This is a genomic window from Roseovarius sp. (assembly GCF_040223625.1).
GTDB lineage: Bacteria > Pseudomonadota > Alphaproteobacteria > Rhodobacterales > Rhodobacteraceae > Roseovarius.
In genome coordinates, this window is record NZ_JAVKFX010000032.1 from 47,710 (window position 1) to 62,375 (window position 14,666).

At 66.2% G+C, this 14,666-nt stretch carries 15 protein-coding genes; 10 read left to right on the forward strand and 5 right to left on the reverse strand.

Annotation, left to right across the window (positions count from 1 at the left end; genetic code table 11):
• The first annotated feature begins 55 nt into the window (after positions 1-55).
• From RLN94_RS09265 to RLN94_RS09275, 3 genes are read left to right on the forward strand one after another with little or no spacing between them, the layout of a single operon-like run.
• Positions 56-655: an MOSC domain-containing protein gene (locus tag RLN94_RS09265; RefSeq protein WP_350130146.1), complete on the forward strand. Its 600-nt coding sequence runs from the start codon at positions 56-58 to the stop codon at positions 653-655.
• 10 nt (positions 656-665) lie between these two features.
• Positions 666-1,838: a benzoate/H(+) symporter BenE family transporter gene (locus RLN94_RS09270; RefSeq protein WP_350130148.1), complete on the forward strand. Its 1,173-nt coding sequence runs from the start codon at positions 666-668 to the stop codon at positions 1,836-1,838.
• Between the two features lie 43 nt (positions 1,839-1,881).
• Entirely contained in the window at positions 1,882-2,391 is a 510-nt protein-coding gene (locus RLN94_RS09275) for a L,D-transpeptidase family protein (RefSeq protein ID WP_350130150.1), read from the forward strand.
• 15 nt (positions 2,392-2,406) lie between these two features.
• On the opposite strand, the gene RLN94_RS09280 is transcribed toward RLN94_RS09275, so the two are convergent.
• Complete coding sequence (locus RLN94_RS09280; RefSeq protein ID WP_350130152.1) at positions 2,407-3,057, reverse strand: YggS family pyridoxal phosphate-dependent enzyme; 651 nt, start codon at positions 3,055-3,057, stop codon at positions 2,407-2,409.
• A 167-nt stretch (positions 3,058-3,224) separates the two neighbouring features.
• On the opposite strand from RLN94_RS09280, the gene RLN94_RS09285 reads away from it, so the two are divergent.
• Positions 3,225-3,707, forward strand: a complete 483-nt coding sequence (locus RLN94_RS09285) for a DUF3576 domain-containing protein (RefSeq protein WP_350158514.1) — start codon at positions 3,225-3,227, stop codon at positions 3,705-3,707.
• A 17-nt stretch (positions 3,708-3,724) separates the two neighbouring features.
• On the opposite strand, the gene RLN94_RS09290 is transcribed toward RLN94_RS09285, so the two are convergent.
• A complete protein-coding gene (locus tag RLN94_RS09290; protein WP_350130156.1) occupies positions 3,725-4,984 on the reverse strand; it encodes a glycosyltransferase in 1,260 nt (419 codons plus the stop codon).
• 148 nt (positions 4,985-5,132) lie between these two features.
• Between RLN94_RS09290 and leuS the strand changes: the two genes are divergently transcribed.
• From leuS to holA, 3 genes are read left to right on the forward strand one after another with little or no spacing between them, the layout of a single operon-like run.
• Positions 5,133-7,700: a leucine--tRNA ligase gene (gene leuS, locus RLN94_RS09295; protein WP_350130158.1), complete on the forward strand. Its 2,568-nt coding sequence runs from the start codon at positions 5,133-5,135 to the stop codon at positions 7,698-7,700.
• Complete coding sequence (gene lptE, locus RLN94_RS09300; protein ID WP_350130160.1) at positions 7,687-8,175, forward strand: LPS assembly lipoprotein LptE; 489 nt, start codon at positions 7,687-7,689, stop codon at positions 8,173-8,175. The genes leuS and lptE overlap by 14 nt, the downstream gene beginning before the upstream one ends.
• Positions 8,172-9,197 carry a DNA polymerase III subunit delta gene (gene holA, locus RLN94_RS09305; RefSeq protein ID WP_350130162.1) on the forward strand — a complete coding sequence of 342 codons (1,026 nt, stop codon included), beginning with the start codon at positions 8,172-8,174 and terminating at the stop codon, positions 9,195-9,197. Before lptE ends, holA begins: the two co-directional genes overlap by 4 nt.
• On the opposite strand, the gene RLN94_RS09310 is transcribed toward holA, so the two are convergent.
• Together RLN94_RS09310 and RLN94_RS09315 are read right to left on the reverse strand one after the other, a co-directional pair.
• Positions 9,194-10,402, reverse strand: a complete 1,209-nt coding sequence (locus RLN94_RS09310) for an MFS transporter (RefSeq protein WP_350168857.1) — start codon at positions 10,400-10,402, stop codon at positions 9,194-9,196. The two genes, holA and RLN94_RS09310, sit on opposite strands and share 4 nt — an antisense overlap.
• A gap of 4 nt (positions 10,403-10,406) precedes the next feature.
• Positions 10,407-10,835: a GFA family protein gene (locus RLN94_RS09315; protein ID WP_350130167.1), complete on the reverse strand. Its 429-nt coding sequence runs from the start codon at positions 10,833-10,835 to the stop codon at positions 10,407-10,409.
• 144 nt (positions 10,836-10,979) lie between these two features.
• Here RLN94_RS09315 and RLN94_RS09320 point away from each other — a divergent pair, with 144 nt between their 5' ends.
• Positions 10,980-11,567 (forward strand): glutathione S-transferase family protein, encoded by a 588-nt coding sequence (locus tag RLN94_RS09320; RefSeq protein WP_350130169.1) that lies wholly within the window; start codon positions 10,980-10,982, stop codon positions 11,565-11,567.
• 71 nt (positions 11,568-11,638) lie between these two features.
• On the forward strand, positions 11,639-11,932 hold the full coding sequence (locus RLN94_RS09325; RefSeq protein ID WP_350130171.1) for an HNH endonuclease: 294 nt from the start codon (positions 11,639-11,641) through the stop codon (positions 11,930-11,932).
• On the opposite strand, the gene RLN94_RS09330 is transcribed toward RLN94_RS09325, so the two are convergent.
• Positions 11,929-12,849, reverse strand: a complete 921-nt coding sequence (locus RLN94_RS09330) for a LysR family transcriptional regulator (RefSeq protein WP_350130173.1) — start codon at positions 12,847-12,849, stop codon at positions 11,929-11,931. The two genes, RLN94_RS09325 and RLN94_RS09330, sit on opposite strands and share 4 nt — an antisense overlap.
• Positions 12,850-12,957: 108 nt before the next feature.
• Between RLN94_RS09330 and RLN94_RS09335 the strand changes: the two genes are divergently transcribed.
• The gene (locus RLN94_RS09335; protein ID WP_350130175.1) at positions 12,958-14,193 is read left to right on the forward strand and encodes a urate hydroxylase PuuD; all 1,236 of its coding nucleotides are present in this window, start codon (positions 12,958-12,960) and stop codon (positions 14,191-14,193) included.
• The last annotated feature ends 473 nt before the right edge of the window (positions 14,194-14,666 follow it).

Genomic DNA, 14,666 nt, shown 5'->3' on the forward strand with positions numbered 1-14,666 from the left:
CCGCCGCCGGTTTGCCGAAGCTGCGCGCGAACTGCCGTTTCGGAAAGGACATACCATGCCCGCGCTCATACCCACCGACTTCAAGGGCACCGTCACATGGCTGGGCCTCGTGGGGGAAGAACGCGAGGGCATCCGCTCGGCCGCGAATCCCAAGGTTTTCGCCAGCTTCGCCGGTGCCGAGGGCGAGATCCACGGCGGGCTGACGCGCCCCTCCTGCGTGCGGGTGACGACGCAGTATCCCGAGGGCACCGAGATCGCGAATGTCCGGCAGTTCACTATCGTCTCGGCCGAGGAACTCTCGGCCATCGCCGAAGCGATGGAAATGAACGAGATCAAGCCCGAATGGCTCGGCGCCTCGATCGTGGTCGAGGGCATCCCCGACTTCACCCATGTCCCGCCCTCGGCGCGGCTGCAGAACGAGGCGGGCACCTGCCTTGTCATCGACATGCACAACCGGCCCTGCATTTTCCCGGCCAAGGAGATCGAGAAGGATCATCCGGGGTTGGGCAAACGCTTCAAGCCCGCCGCCGAGGGGCGCCGCGGCGTCACCGCCTGGGTCGAGCGTGAAGGCCCGCTGGCGGTGGGCGACGTGATGCGCCTGCACGTCCCCGACCAGCGCACCTGGTCGCTTCTGGACGAAGCGCGACGGGCCTGATCTTACCCTGATGCCGACCGCTTTGCCGCCTTTCCAGACGGTCTCGACCGGGTTCGTAGTGGCCATGGTCGGGTTCTTCAGCTCGTTCCCCATCCTTCTGCAGGGCATCCAGGGCGTCGGGGCCGACCCGGCGCAATCCGCCTCTGGCCTGATGGCCGCGGCCGTGGCGATGGGGCTGGCGGGGATCGTGCTGAGTCTCTGGACACGGGCGCCGGTTTCGGTCGCGTGGTCGACCCCCGGTGCGGCGCTGCTGGCCGTCACGGGCACGGTCGAGGCCGGGTTCGCCGGCGCTGTCGCCGGGTTCCTGACCGCCGGGGCGCTGACCGTTCTGGCCGGGCTCTGGAAGCCATTGGGCCGGCTGGCTTCGGCCATCCCCACGCCGCTCGCCCACGCGATGCTGGCGGGGGTACTGCTGCCGATCTGCATTGCCCCCGTCGTGGCCCTCGCCGAGACACCGTTGGTCATCGCGCCGACGATCCTGACATGGTTCCTGCTGGGCCGGGTCAGCCGGCTTCTGGCGGTGCCCGGCGCCGTGGTGATGGCCGCGATCACCATCGCGGTCACGGCCGATCTGTCGGCCTGGGCACCGGGCGCGCTGCTGCAGGCGCCCCGGTTCGTCATGCCGGAGTTTTCGCTGCCCGCCGTGATCGGGATTGGCGTCCCGCTGTTCATCGTCACCATGGCCACCCAGAACATCCCCGGCATCGCGGTGATGCGCAGCTTCGACTTCACCCCGCCGCCGGGGCCGCTCTTCGCCTCGGTGGGCGGCTTCTCGATCCTGTCGGCCCCGTTCGGTGCGCCGGCCACCTGCCTCGCGGCGATCACCGCGGCGATGTGCTCGAACGAGGAGTCGCACCCCGACCGCGGCAAACGCTACTGGTCGGCGGTCATGGCGGGCGTGTTCTATTGCATCCTCGGCCTCTTCGCCGGGGTGATCACCAGCTTCGCCGGCCTAGCACCCCCGATGCTTACGGCGGCGGTCGCGGGCGTGGCCCTGCTGGGGGTTTTCGCCGGTTCGGCCACCGCCGCGCTGGAGGCCGAGCGCACGCGCGAGGCGGCGGCGATCACCTTTGTCATCACGGCCTCGGGTGTGACCGCCTTCGGTCTGGGCGGGGCGGTCTGGGGGCTGCTGGCTGGCGGCATCGTGCAGGTCTTGCGGGAAACCGGCTGGACCAGGGGGTAAACCGGGGCTTTCCTTGCGGCGCCGGTTGCGGCATCACGTCTGCATGACGCCCCATGATCTTGTCCTCACCCCGCTCGGCCTGCGTTTCCAAGGTCGCCGCTATCCCTGCACGATCGGCCGCGGCGGGCTGAGCGGTGACAAGCGCGAGGGTGACGGAGCGACGCCCGTGGGCGAGCACCGTATCGTCGGCATGCTCTATCGCCCCGACCGGATGGCCCGGCCGGCCGCATGGGCAAAACCGATCCGGCCCGGCGATCTCTGGTCGGACGATGCGGACGACCCCGCGTACAACCACCTTGTCACCCGGCCCTACGCCGCCTCGCACGAGGTGATGCGCCGGGGCGATCCGCTATACGATCTCGTGCTGGTGACCGACTGGAACTGGCCCGACGTGATACCGGGGCGCGGCTCCTGCATCTTCCTGCATCGCTGGCGGCGGCCGGGTTATCCGACGGCGGGATGCGTGGCGTTCCGCCCCGACCACCTGCGCGAGATCGCGGGGGCGATCCGACCCGGCACGCGGCTGATCGTGAGGCCGGGGTCGTTCCGGTAGACTCGGAAGATAAGCTCAGCCCGTCCGCTCTCCGAAGATTGCGCTGCCCACTCGCACATGCGTCGCGCCGAAGGAGATCGCCTTCTCGAAATCCCCGCTCATGCCCATCGACAAGCCACTCAACCCGTTGCGCTCGGCAATCTTGGCCAGCAAGGCAAAGTGCAAACTGGCCTCCTCGTCCACCGGGGGGATGCACATCAACCCTTTCACCGGCAGGTCGAGCGCCTTGCACTCCGCGATGAACCCGTCCGCGTCGCCGGGGAGGATCCCCGCCTTCTGCTCCTCCTCGCCGGTATTCACCTGGATGAAGAGATCGGGGCAATGCCCCTCCTCCTGGGCCAGGCGGGCCAGCGTCTTCGCCAGCTTGGGGCGGTCGACCGAGTGGATCGCCTGGAACAGCTCGAGCGCCTGACGGGCCTTGTTGGTCTGCAAGGGCCCCACGAGATGCAGGTCGATCCCGTCGAACCGCTCGCGGAACTCCGGCCACTTGCCATCGGCCTCCTGCACGCGGTTTTCGCCGAAACAGCGGTGGCCCTCTTCCAGCACGGCCGCGACCCTTTCGTTCGGCTGCTTCTTGGAAATCGCCACCAGCCGCACGCTGCCTTCGGCGCGGTCGGCCTCGCGTTCCGCCTCGGCGATCCGGGCTTTGATGGTTTCAAGGCTCACGGGGCAAATCCTTCCCTGGCAACGTCGGTCACAGGTCTGCCACAGGCCGCCCGACTGCACAATCTCTGCCGCACTCGTGCAAGGGTTTGGCGACACTGGGGTAAACTCCTTGCCCCGGTCCCAGTCGTTGGATAGTAGAGGGGGGGAAACAGTGACGGGCGATTAAGATGATCCACCTCCGTTTGAAAACAGCGCTCCTCGTGCTTCTGTGCGCCGGGCTGGTCGCATCGTGCAGCGGTTTCCGCGACACCAAGATCCGCGAAAGCGCGTTCGAAGTCGAAACCGGACCGAATGCCGGCAGTGCGGTCGACGACGGGTCGAGCCTGCTCGACATCTTCCGCGATGGTGGCGCGAAGGTGAAGGTGAACCGCTACCTGTGGAACGCGGCCCTTCAAACGCTCGACTTCCTGCCCGTCCAGAGCGCCGACCCCTTCACCGGCGTGATCACCACCGGCTATGGCCGCCCGCCGGGCGGCGGACGCGCCTATCGTGCGACCATCCTGATCAGCGACCCGGCGCTCGACGCCCGCTCGCTCAACGTCGCCCTGCAAACACAGAGCGGCCCGGTCAGCGCTGGTACCCAGCGCGCGGTGGAGGATGCGATTCTCGCCCGTGCGCGGCAGCTTCGGGTCCAGGCCGGGAAGTACTGATCGACAGGTTGTGAGCGTCAGTCGCGCGGTGGCCCGGGTGGGGCGCTGCGCATGACGCCGTCGACCCATGAGAGTTGTCGCGGCAGGCAGGTCTTCTGAAGGTCGTACTCGTCGATCATCAGCCGCCTCGCCGCCTGACCGAGGGTACGGCGCTGCGCCTCGTCCTCGAGCAACTCGCACACCCGCTCCACCAGTCCCTCCTGGTCGAAGAAATCCACCAGCCGCCCGGTCTCGCCATCGCGAATCACCTCTCGCACCGGCTCCGTGCCGCTGGCCACGATCGCCGCCTCGCAGCTCATCGCCTCCATCAGGCTCCAGCTCAGGACAAAGGGATAGGTCAGGTAGACATGCACCCGGCTGACCTGCAGCAGCTGCACGAACTGGCTGTAGGGGATGCGGCCGAGGAAATGCACCCGGTTCCAATCCTTCGTGGCGATGCGCCCACGCACCTCATCGATGAAGATCTGCTTCCACGTCTTCCCCTTGGGCGGCTGGGCGCCATAGCTCACCTCGTCGCCGCCGACGATCAGCACCGTGGCGTTGGGCCGTTCCTTCAGCAGACAGGGCAGGGCACGCATGAAGACGTGATAGCCGCGATAGGGCTCGAGGTTGCGATTGACGAAGGTGATCACCTCGTCATCGCGGCTGAGGTCCAGATCCCCGATCTGCAGCCGCACGTCGGGGTTCGGGCGGGCCATGTCTGTGTCGATCCCGTCATGGCAGACGGTGATCCTGTCGCGGAACTCGGGCGGGAAGGTATCGGCCTGGAAGGCCGTGGGGCTGATCCCGGCGGTGGCGGCAGGGAAATGCAGGTGGTTGTTGATGTTCTTCATCCGGATGCGCAGCGGCTGAAGCTCCGCATCGCCGGTCTCGAACTCCGGATCGAAGCTCAAGTGGGGATAACCCGACCGGTGATACAGCTCACAGTAAAGCCCGATCCGCGCCTCGGGCCAGACATCCTGCAGGAACATCGCCTCGCCCCAGCCCGGATGGGCCAGGATCAGGTCGGGCTCGAAGCCGTTGTCGCGCAGCTTGCGCGCGGCGAGGAAACAGGCCTGCCCGCGGGTGACCTTGCTGTCGAGATCCAGCAACCAGGGGTGCACTCTCTGCCCGCCCCGGTCGGGCAGGGCATAGGGCAGCACCTTGACCCCCTTCCACGTGATCGGCTCCTTCACGCGCAGGGTGAGCGAGACGCATTGATGCCCCTTCGACGCCAGCAGCGGGGCAAGGTGCTTGTACTGCCCCGGGAAATTCTGGTGAATGAAAAGGATCTTCATCGCAATCGCGGCCCGCTCGACTTTTCCCCTTATAGGCCCGCACCTTCCCGGTGCAAAGTCACGCATTTTTCGCGCTCCCGCACTGGACGCTCGCGCGCTCTGGCCCTATCACCCCAGAGGATCAGACAGTTGCAAGGACAGGCAGGCCATGTCGCGCTATTCCGCCGCCGAAATCGAAGCCAAGTGGCAAGAGGCCTGGGACAAGGCCGAGGTGTTCCGCGCCGAGCGGTCACAGGACAAGCCCAAGTACTACGTGCTCGAGATGTTCCCCTATCCCTCGGGCCGCATCCATATGGGCCACGTGCGCAACTACACGATGGGAGACGTGATTGCGCGTCACAAACTGGCCACGGGGCACAACGTGCTGCATCCGTTTGGATGGGATGCTTTCGGGCTGGCTGCCGAAAATGCAGCCATCGAGAAGGGCGTACACCCAGCCAAATGGACGTATCAAAACATCGCGGACATGAAGGAGCAGATGAAGCCCCTGGGCATCTCGCACGATTGGTCGCGCGAAATCGCCACATGTCACCCTGAGTATTATCGTCACCAACAGGCGATGTTCCTCGATTTCCTCGAGAAAGGCCTCGTCTACCGCAAGAACGCCGTCGTCAACTGGGACCCGGTCGACATGACCGTGCTCGCCAACGAGCAGGTGATCGACGGCAAGGGCTGGCGCTCGGGCGCCGAGGTCGAGCGGCGGGAGCTGACACAGTGGTTCTTCAAGATCTCCGATTTCTCGGAGGAACTGCTCGAGGCGCTGGGCGGGCTCGACAACTGGCCCGCGAAGGTGCGGCTGATGCAGGAGAACTGGATCGGCAAGTCGCGCGGTATCGAGATACCGTTCGAACGGATGGATGGCCAGCCGCCCATCACCTGTTATTCCACGCGCCCCGATACGATGCGCGGCGCCAGCTTTGTCGCTATCTCTCCCGAGCATCCGGTCTCTCGCGACCTTGCGCTGAACAATCCGGAGCTGGCCGCTTTCATCGCCGAAACCCGAAAGATGGACACGACCGAAGCCGCTTTGGAAAAGGCCGAGAAAAAGGGGATCGATACCGGCATAACTGTCAGGCATCCCGTCTGGCCCGAAGTTGAGTTGCCTGTCTGGGTGGGTAACTTCGTTCTCATGGATTACGGCACCGGGGCCGTCTTTGGCTGCCCGGCACATGATCAGCGCGACCTCGACTTCGCGCGGAAGTACGGGCTCGACGTTAGAAATGCCTTCTATCTCCCGGGCGAGGAGGTCGAGGTACAAGATACCGCCCTCGTGCCACCGAAAAGCGAGAAGGTTGTCTATATCGACCACTTCGCCGGTATCGCGGAGGTCACCAGCCAAGAGGGGATTGATGCCACGATTGACTGGTTCGCCGACAAGGGGCTCGGCACCGAACAGGTGAAGTACCGCCTGCGCGACTGGGGGCTCAGCCGCCAGCGATACTGGGGCTGCCCGATCCCCGTGGTGCATTGCGAGACCTGCGGCGTCGTGCCGGAGAAGAAGGAAAATCTGCCGGTCGAGCTGCCTTATGACGAGGATGGCAAACCGATCGACTTCGCCACCCCCGGCAACCCGCTCGACCGCCACCCGACATGGCGCGACTGTGCCTGCCCGAAATGCGGCGCCCCGGCGAAGCGCGAGACCGACACGATGGACACGTTCGTCGACAGCTCGTGGTACTTCGCCCGCTTCACCGCGCCGCGTGCCGAGACGCCCACGGACATGGTCGAGGCCGGGTACTGGATGAATGTCGACCAGTATATCGGCGGCATCGAACACGCGATCCTGCACCTGCTCTATTCGCGTTTCTTCGCCCGGGCGATGCATATCTGCGGCCACCTGCCCGAGAAGGCGATCGAGCCGTTCGATGCGCTCTTCACCCAAGGGATGGTGACCCACGCGATCTACCAGACCAGGGATGACAAGAACCGCGCGGTCTATCACTTCCCCGAGGACGTGGAAGAGGCCGATGGCACCATGCGCCTCAAGGCGACGGGCGAGGCGGTGGAAATCGTCCCCTCCGCCAAGATGTCGAAATCGAAGAAGAACGTGGTCGACCCGGTCAACATCATCCGCGAGTTCGGCGCCGATACCGCGCGTTGGTTCGTCCTCTCCGACAGCCCGCCTGAGCGGGATGTCGAATGGACGGCGGCTGGCGCCGAGGCGGCGTTCAAGCACCTCTCCCGCGTGCACCGCATCGTCACCGAGATCGCGGAAAGCGACTCGCCGGCCAATGCCGAGGCCGACACCGCCCTGCTGCGCGAGATGCACAAGACCATCCACGACGTGACCGGCGGGGTAGAAAGCTTCGGCTTCAACGCCGCCATCGCCAAGCTTTACGCCTTCACCAACACTCTGGCCCGCTCGCAGGCCGGGGCGGAAGCCAAGCGCGAGGCGGCGGTGACGCTGGTGCAGCTCATGTCGCCGATGACGCCGCACCTGTCCGAGGAACTCTGGTCGACGCTGGGGCAGGAGGGCCTTGTCACCACCGCCAAGTGGCCCGAGGCCGACGACGCGATGCTGGTCAACGACACCATCACGATGCCGATCCAGATCAACGGCAAGCGCCGGGCCGAAATCGAGGTGCCCAAGGACATGGACAAGGCAGAGGTTGAAAAAGCCGCCCTGTCGAACGATGCTGTGATCAGGTCGCTGGATGGGGCCCAGCCCAAGAAGGTTATCGTCGTCCCCGGTCGGATCGTGAATGTCGTCGTTTAACCGCCGTCTCTTCCTCTTGTCGGGTGCCGCGCTGGCCGGCTGTGGCTTCACGCCCGCCTATGGACCGGGCGGGGCGGCGACGAAACTTCAAAATTCGGTGCTCGTGGATGAACCCAACAGCCGGCCGGGCTATCTTCTGACCCGCCGGTTCGAGGAGCGGCTGGGCCGGGCCGAGCCGGGGCGCTATGCGCTGTCCTATTCGATCCAGATCACCGAGAGCGCCATCGCGATCTCGTCGAACAACGTCATCACCCGGTACAACATGCTGGGCACGGTCACCTTTGCCTTGCGCGACATCGCCACCGACCGCGTGCTGACCAGCGGCAAGGCCGACAGCTTCACCAGCTATTCCGCCTCTGGCACCACGGTCGCCACCCAGGCCGCCCGGCGCGACGCCGAGGCGCGTCTGATGACCATCCTCACCGACATGATCATCACCCGGCTGACGGCCGAGGCCGCCACCCTTCCGGCATGAAACTCTCCCCGCGCGACGCGCCCGGCTACTTCGCCCGGCCCGAGCCCAACCGGGCGGGGCTGCTGATCTACGGCACCGACGCGATGCGCGTGGCGATGCGGCGGCAGGAGGTGATCAAGGCGCTGATCGGCCCGCAGGGCGAGGAGGAGATGCGCCTGACCCGGATGAACGGGGCTGAGCTGCGGAAAGACCCGGCGATGCTGCTCGACGCTGTGAAGGCGCAGGGCTTCTTTCCGGGGCCGCGGGTGGCCTTCGTCGAGGAGGCGAATGACAACGTGGCCGGGCCGGTGACGGATGCCCTGACGGACTGGCGCGAGGGGGATGCGCAGGTGGTGGTGACCGCCGGGCAGCTCAAGGCCACGTCGAAGCTACGCAAGCTGTTCGAGGGACACAAGAACGCCTATGCCGCCGCGATCTATGACGACCCGCCCTCGCGCGCCGAGATCGAAAGCGTGCTGAAACAGGCCGGGCTGACCGATATCGGCTCGGACGCGATGCGCGACCTGACCGCCTTGTCGCGGGAGCTCGACCCCGGTGATTTCCGCCAGACGGTCGAGAAGCTGTCGCTCTACAAGCTGGACGACGATCAGCCCCTCGGCCCCGAGGACGTGGCCGCCTGCGCTCCCGCCTCGACCGAGGCGGAGATGGACGACGTGTTGCATATCGTGGCCGAGGCGCGGCCGGGCGAGATCGGACCGGTGATGAAACGCCTGCGGGCACAGGGGGTTCAGCCGGTGGGGCTGTGCATGGCCGCCTCCCGCCATTTCCGCACGCTCTACGCCGCTGCCTCCGACCCGAACGGACCGGCCCAGGGCATCGCCCGCGTGCGCCCGCCGGTTTTCGGCCCCCGCCGCGACCGGATGCAGCGGCAGGCCCAGGCCTGGGGCGCGGCGAAGCTGGAAGAGGCGGTGACTCTCCTGACCGACACCGACCTTCGTCTGCGCTCGGCCGGGCAGACGGCCCCGGACATGGCGCTGGTGGAACGGACGCTCATTCGGCTCGCAATGATGGTGCGGCGCTAGGCGGACTCCACCCGCGCCCGCCTGCCCGCCAGCAACAGCCCCGCCAGGATCACCACCCCGACCACCACCGACCAGCCCAACACCGTCTGGATACCGGCGTGATTCATCTCCTCCGTGCCTGCCATGGTGCGGGAGACGAGGTAGAGCGTGCCCGCGAAAACGAGCCTCCCGCAGAAGCTTTGCAGGGACAGGTAGGTCGCCCGTCCGCCGTTGGTCAGGAGCGTCTGAACACGGGCCACGAGGAAGGGCCAGGAGAGGGAGTCCGGGACCATGCGGAGGAAGAGGATGGCGATGACGATGATCGAGTCGCTGAGCGCCAGCACGCCGCAGAGCGCGATCTGCATGGCGAAGGCCACGAGAAGGATGGCGGGCAGGCCGAGGTATGATCTGAGGCGCGGGGCGAGGAGGGAGGCGAGAACCGAGATCACCATCATCGCGGAGGTCACCGCGCCGCTGACCACCGGCGCCTCGGCGGCGAGGCCGGCCTTGGTGAGGGCGTCGAGGATGAAAGGCTGGCCGAAGACGAAGGGCAGGTGGCTGAAGCCGTACATCGCAACGCTGAGGGCGAAGAGCCAGGCCAGGGCAGGGTTGTGCAGGGCGTCGCGCAGGGTGGCGAGTTGGGAAAGAGGGGCGCTCTGATCGATGTCCCGTGGCGGTTCGCGAAAGGCGAGCGCCAGGGCCAGCACGACCAGCCCGGCGAGTGTTCCGGCCCAGAAGGGGGCCGTGATGTCGAGCCGGTACAGCAGGCCGCCAATGATGGCGGAGAGGGCATGTGCCGCGAAGGAGAAGCGCCAGGCCGTGAGTTCCTGCTGCTCGACCTCGGCCTCGCGGCCGGCGGCGGCGAGGGATTCGTAGAGGAAGGCGCTGTCGGTGCCCGAGGAAAAGGCCATCGCCGCGCCGATCAGCACCTGCGCCAGACACAGCAGGAGAAAGCTGTCGCCCGTGGCCAGCAGGGCCGCGCCGGCGACGCCGGCCAGCCCCGAGGCGATCAGGGTGGCGCGGCGGCCCAGCCTGTCGGACATCCAGCCCGACGGCACTTCGAGTGCCGTGGTCGCCACGTCGTAGACGGCGTAGAGCAGCACCGCCTCGGCAGGCGAGAGGGTGGTCTGGAAATACAGGAACCAGACCGCCTGCCAGAAGACCAGGCCCTGGAAGAAGCGGAACCAGCGGTAGAGACGGATGTTCCGCGCCATGGACGCGGGCAAGCGGTCAGCCGCCGGCTTCGAACTGGGCGATCAGCTCGGCGCCGGTCACCTTCTTGGTGTCGCCTGCAAAGGCGTAGCCGGCGGGCTTTTCGTCGTAGAAGACTTCCTCGGTCAGGGTCACGCCGGAGGGGTCGTCGAGCAGGCCGAGGCAGACGAACATGTCGCCCTGATGCGGGCCGGGAGTGGTGAGGCGGTAGAAGAGGTTGGTGCCGCAGGTCCTGCAGAAGGCGCGCTCTGCCCAGTCGGAGGAGGGGTAGAGCGCGATGTTCTCCTCGCCGCCGAAGGTGGCCTTGCCGGCGGCGACGGGCAGGGCGAGGTAGACGCCGCCCGACCACTTGCGGCACATGCCGCAATGGCAGGCGCCGGTTTCCTTGGGGGTTTCGGCGAACTCGATCGTGACGGCGCCGCAAAGGCAGGATCCGGTGGAGGTCATGGGGAGGTCCTTCGATCTGGTGGGGTCGGCGTCATCCTATCCCATGCCCCCTGAAAGCTTCTGTCAGGAATGGCCGGGCGGGATTGCCATCCGCGGGGCACAGGGGCAGGGTGCACGTGGCGACCGGAACGGGAGGGGATTTCCATGTACAAGGTGATCGGCAGCCGCGCGTCGCGCGGGCTTCGGGTGCTGTGGATGCTGGAGGAGCTGGGCCAGCCCTACGAGCATGTCCCGGCAAAGCCGCGCAGTGACGAGGCATTGGCGGCGAACCCCTCGGGCAAGATCCCGGCGTTGCAGGTCGACGGCGAGACGATCACCGACTCGGTGGCGATCATGACCTACCTGGCCGACCGGCACGGGGTGCTGACCTATGGCGCGGGCACGCTGGAACGGGCGCGACAGGATGCGCTGACGCTGATGATCCTCGACGAGGTGGAGGCGCTGGTCTGGATGGCGGCGCGGCACAGTTTCGTGCTGCCCGAGGCGCAGCGTATGCCGGAGGTTAAGAAATCGTTAAAGTGGGAGTACGAACAGGTTCTGCCGCGGCTGGAGGCGGCCCTGACCGGCCCATTCCTGACGGGCGAGATGATGACCATCCCCGACATGCTGCTGGCCCATTGCCTGAGCTGGGCCGAGCGGGCCGGGTTTGCCGAGGCGCCGGCCAAACTGGCCGACCTGCGCGCCCGGATGGAGGCGCGGGATGCCTTCCAGCGGGTGCTGGCGCTGCCGTGAGGGTGCGCGGCGGGTCGTGTCACGCGGCCTCCGGCTTGCCGGTCGGTGTGACAGCCACAGGTTAACGGGGTATGGACGACCCGATCTGCCCGCTCTGCGGCCGCCCGATTCCGCCCGAGGCCCGGCAGAGCCTGCATCACCTCGTGCCCAGGCTGAAGGGCGGCAAGGGCGGGCCGGTCGTGCTGTTGCACCAGATCTGCCATAACGAGATCCACGCGACGCTGACCGAGGCGGAGCTGGCACGGGAGTATGCCAGTATCGACGCGCTGAAGGCGCATCCGCGGCTGGCGAAGTTCATCCGGTGGGTGGTCAAGCGCCCGCCGGGCTTTCATTCCAAAACGCCGGGGGCACGGCGCAAGCGTTAGGCGGTTGCGGGTGTATCGGCCAGAGCCTCGGTGATCCGTTCGGCCATGAAATCGATCAGCAGGCGTGTTTTCGGGTCCTGGTGGCGGCGGTGGGCGTAGAGGCAGCCCAGTTGCACCGGCACCGGCGGGCAGTCTTCCAGCACCGGCACGAGGCGGCCCGTGGCGAGGTGATCGGCCACCTCGAACCGGGGTTTCAGGATGATGCCGTAGCCGTCGAGCGCCCAGCTTGTCAGCACGTCGCCATCGTCGGATTCGAACGGCCCCTTGACCGAGTAGCGCTCGACCCCGTCGGGGGTTTCCAGCGGCCACTGGAATTCCTGCGCGCCGGGATAGCGGAGGTTGAGGCAGTCATGGGCGCCCGAGGTCAGGTCGGTGGGGCGCTTCGGATGGCCCTTGTTTGCAAGGTATGCGGGCGCGGCGCAAAGGATGCGGGGACAGTCGGCGATCTTGCGCATCTTGAGCGTGGAATCGCGCGGCAGGCCGAGGAAGAAGGCCACGTCGAGCCCTTCGCCGGGCAGGTCCAGCGCCCGGTCGGACAGGCGCAGGCGGATGTTGATGAGCGGATAGGCTTCCTTGAAGGCCGGAACATGTGGCGCGATCAGGCGGCGGCCGATGCCCAGCGGCGCGGCGATGAAGAGCGTGCCGCGCGGGGTACGGGTGACGGAGGTGATCTCGGCCTCTGCATCCTCGACCGCCTCGAGGATCTTGCAGGCGCCGGGATAGAACAGGCGGCCCTGCTCGGTCGGGTTCAACTGGCGCGTGGTGCGCTGGAACAGGCGGACGCCAAGATGCTCTTCCAGTTGCGAAATCCGGGCCGAGGCGACGGCCGCCGAAATCCGCTGATCACGGGCGGCGGCGGACATGTTGCCCAGTTCATAGACACGCACGAAGGTCCGGATATTGTCGAGATAGGCCATGGCACGCTGATCTTCAGGTTCTGTTTGAAACTGATCTGTTTTTTCATTCAATAGAGAAGAATATGCAGGCGCGCTAGGGTGGTGCCGTCTGAAGGAGTTTTCGGCCACATGTATGAAATGACGATCATCTGGGATTGGCTCGGCTTCGCCATCCGCTGGCTGCATGTCATCACGGCGATGGCGTGGATCGGGTCTTCGTTCTACTTCATCGCGCTCGATCTTGGGCTGCGCAAAGCGCCGGACCTGCCGGAGGGGGCGCATGGCGAGGAATGGCAGGTGCATGGCGGCGGGTTCTACCATATCCGCAAGTACCTCGTGGCGCCGGAGCGGATGCCGGAGCACCTGACATGGTTCAAGTGGGAGAGCTATTCGACGTGGTTGTCCGGCGCCGCGCTGCTGGCGGTGGTCTACTGGGCCGGGGCCGAGCTGTACCTGATCGACCGGGCGAAGGCGGACCTTGCGGTGTGGCAGGGGATCGCGATTTCTGCGGCCTCGCTGGGCGTTGGCTGGGTGGTTTATGACCTTCTGTGCAAGTCGCCGCTGGGGGAACGGCCGACATTGCTGATGGTGCTGTTGTTCGGGTTGCTGGTGGCGATGGGCTGGGGCTATACGCAGGTCTTCACCGGCCGGGCGATGATGCTGCACCTCGGCGCCTTCACGGCGACGATCATGACGGCGAACGTGTTCCTTATCATCATCCCGAACCAGAAGATCGTGGTGGCGGATCTGAAGGCTGGGCGGGTGCCGGATGCCAAGTACGGGAAGATCGCGAAGCTGCGCTCGACGCATAACAACTACCTGACTTTGCCGGTTATTTTCCTGATGTTGAGCAATCATTACCCGCTGGCGTTCGCGACCGAGTGGAACTGGGTCATCGCGGCGCTGGTGTTCCTGATGGGCGTGACGATCCGGCACTGGTTCAATTCGCACCATGCGGGGACGGGAAACCCGCATTGGACTTGGGCGGTGACGGTGCTGCTGTTCCTGGCGATCATGTGGCTGTCGACGGCGCCCCTGCGGCAGGGGGATATGGAGGCAGCGGAGGCGCGGGAAATGTCGGCGGCTGAAAGGGTTTATGCCGAGGCCGAGGGGTTCGAGGAAGCCCGCGATATCGTGCTGGGGCGGTGTTCGATGTGCCATGCGCGGGAGCCGGTGTGGCAAGGGGTCAGGCGGGCCCCGAAGAATGTTTTGTTGGAGACGGAGGCGGAGATTGCGGCCCATGCGACGCCGATTTTCCTGCAGGCCGGGGCGAGCCATGCGATGCCGCCGGGGAACGTGACGTGGATGGAAGACGAGGAACGGGCGGCGATCGTTTCGTGGTATCGGGGCGCGAACGGGGGGTAAAATTGGGCTGGAATCCGACGTCGGTATAACGTCGGTATTTTGTCGGTATCGCGTCGGTGCGGGTATCGGTTGGCCGGGGTTGGTCAACGGCGTTTGCAGGAGAGAGTCAGGGTGTGGTGGGTTTCACCCACCCTACGGGGCGGTGGAACCTCCTCTTTTTGGGCCGGGACATCGACGTCGGTATTTTGTCGGTATTTTGTCGGTATTGCGTCGGTGCGCCGGGCGGTGGCGGGTTGGCTGCCGTGGCGGGGATGAGGCGCGAGGCCCCGGCTCGGGGGCCGGGGCGGGTTGGGTTTGGTAAGTCGCTGGCGCTTGTTCGGCGGTGGGGCGCGGGTGGGTTTGCACCCACCCTTGTCTCTTTGATCTGTGTGATATTCGGTATCGGCAGGCGAGACCCCGTCCCACCCTTGGTCCTTGAGACCGTCGCGTAGCCTGGGGCTCGTCTGCCGACCGTTGTCAAACCTGAACAGTTG

Coding starts and splice junctions, on each gene's coding strand:
- leuS (WP_350130158.1), top strand. CDS start 5,133: ATGTCGCGCTATTCCGCCGCCGAAATCGAAGCCAAGTGGCAAGAGGCC.
- RLN94_RS09290 (WP_350130156.1), bottom strand. CDS start 4,984: ATGAAGATCCTTTTCATTCACCAGAATTTCCCGGGGCAGTACAAGCAC.
- lptE (WP_350130160.1), top strand. CDS start 7,687: ATGTCGTCGTTTAACCGCCGTCTCTTCCTCTTGTCGGGTGCCGCGCTG.
- RLN94_RS09275 (WP_350130150.1), top strand. CDS start 1,882: ATGACGCCCCATGATCTTGTCCTCACCCCGCTCGGCCTGCGTTTCCAA.
- RLN94_RS09325 (WP_350130171.1), top strand. CDS start 11,639: ATGGACGACCCGATCTGCCCGCTCTGCGGCCGCCCGATTCCGCCCGAG.
- holA (WP_350130162.1), top strand. CDS start 8,172: ATGAAACTCTCCCCGCGCGACGCGCCCGGCTACTTCGCCCGGCCCGAG.
- RLN94_RS09320 (WP_350130169.1), top strand. CDS start 10,980: ATGTACAAGGTGATCGGCAGCCGCGCGTCGCGCGGGCTTCGGGTGCTG.
- RLN94_RS09270 (WP_350130148.1), top strand. CDS start 666: ATGCCGACCGCTTTGCCGCCTTTCCAGACGGTCTCGACCGGGTTCGTA.
- RLN94_RS09335 (WP_350130175.1), top strand. CDS start 12,958: ATGTATGAAATGACGATCATCTGGGATTGGCTCGGCTTCGCCATCCGC.
- RLN94_RS09285 (WP_350158514.1), top strand. CDS start 3,225: ATGATCCACCTCCGTTTGAAAACAGCGCTCCTCGTGCTTCTGTGCGCC.
- RLN94_RS09315 (WP_350130167.1), bottom strand. CDS start 10,835: ATGACCTCCACCGGATCCTGCCTTTGCGGCGCCGTCACGATCGAGTTC.
- RLN94_RS09330 (WP_350130173.1), bottom strand. CDS start 12,849: ATGGCCTATCTCGACAATATCCGGACCTTCGTGCGTGTCTATGAACTG.
- RLN94_RS09265 (WP_350130146.1), top strand. CDS start 56: ATGCCCGCGCTCATACCCACCGACTTCAAGGGCACCGTCACATGGCTG.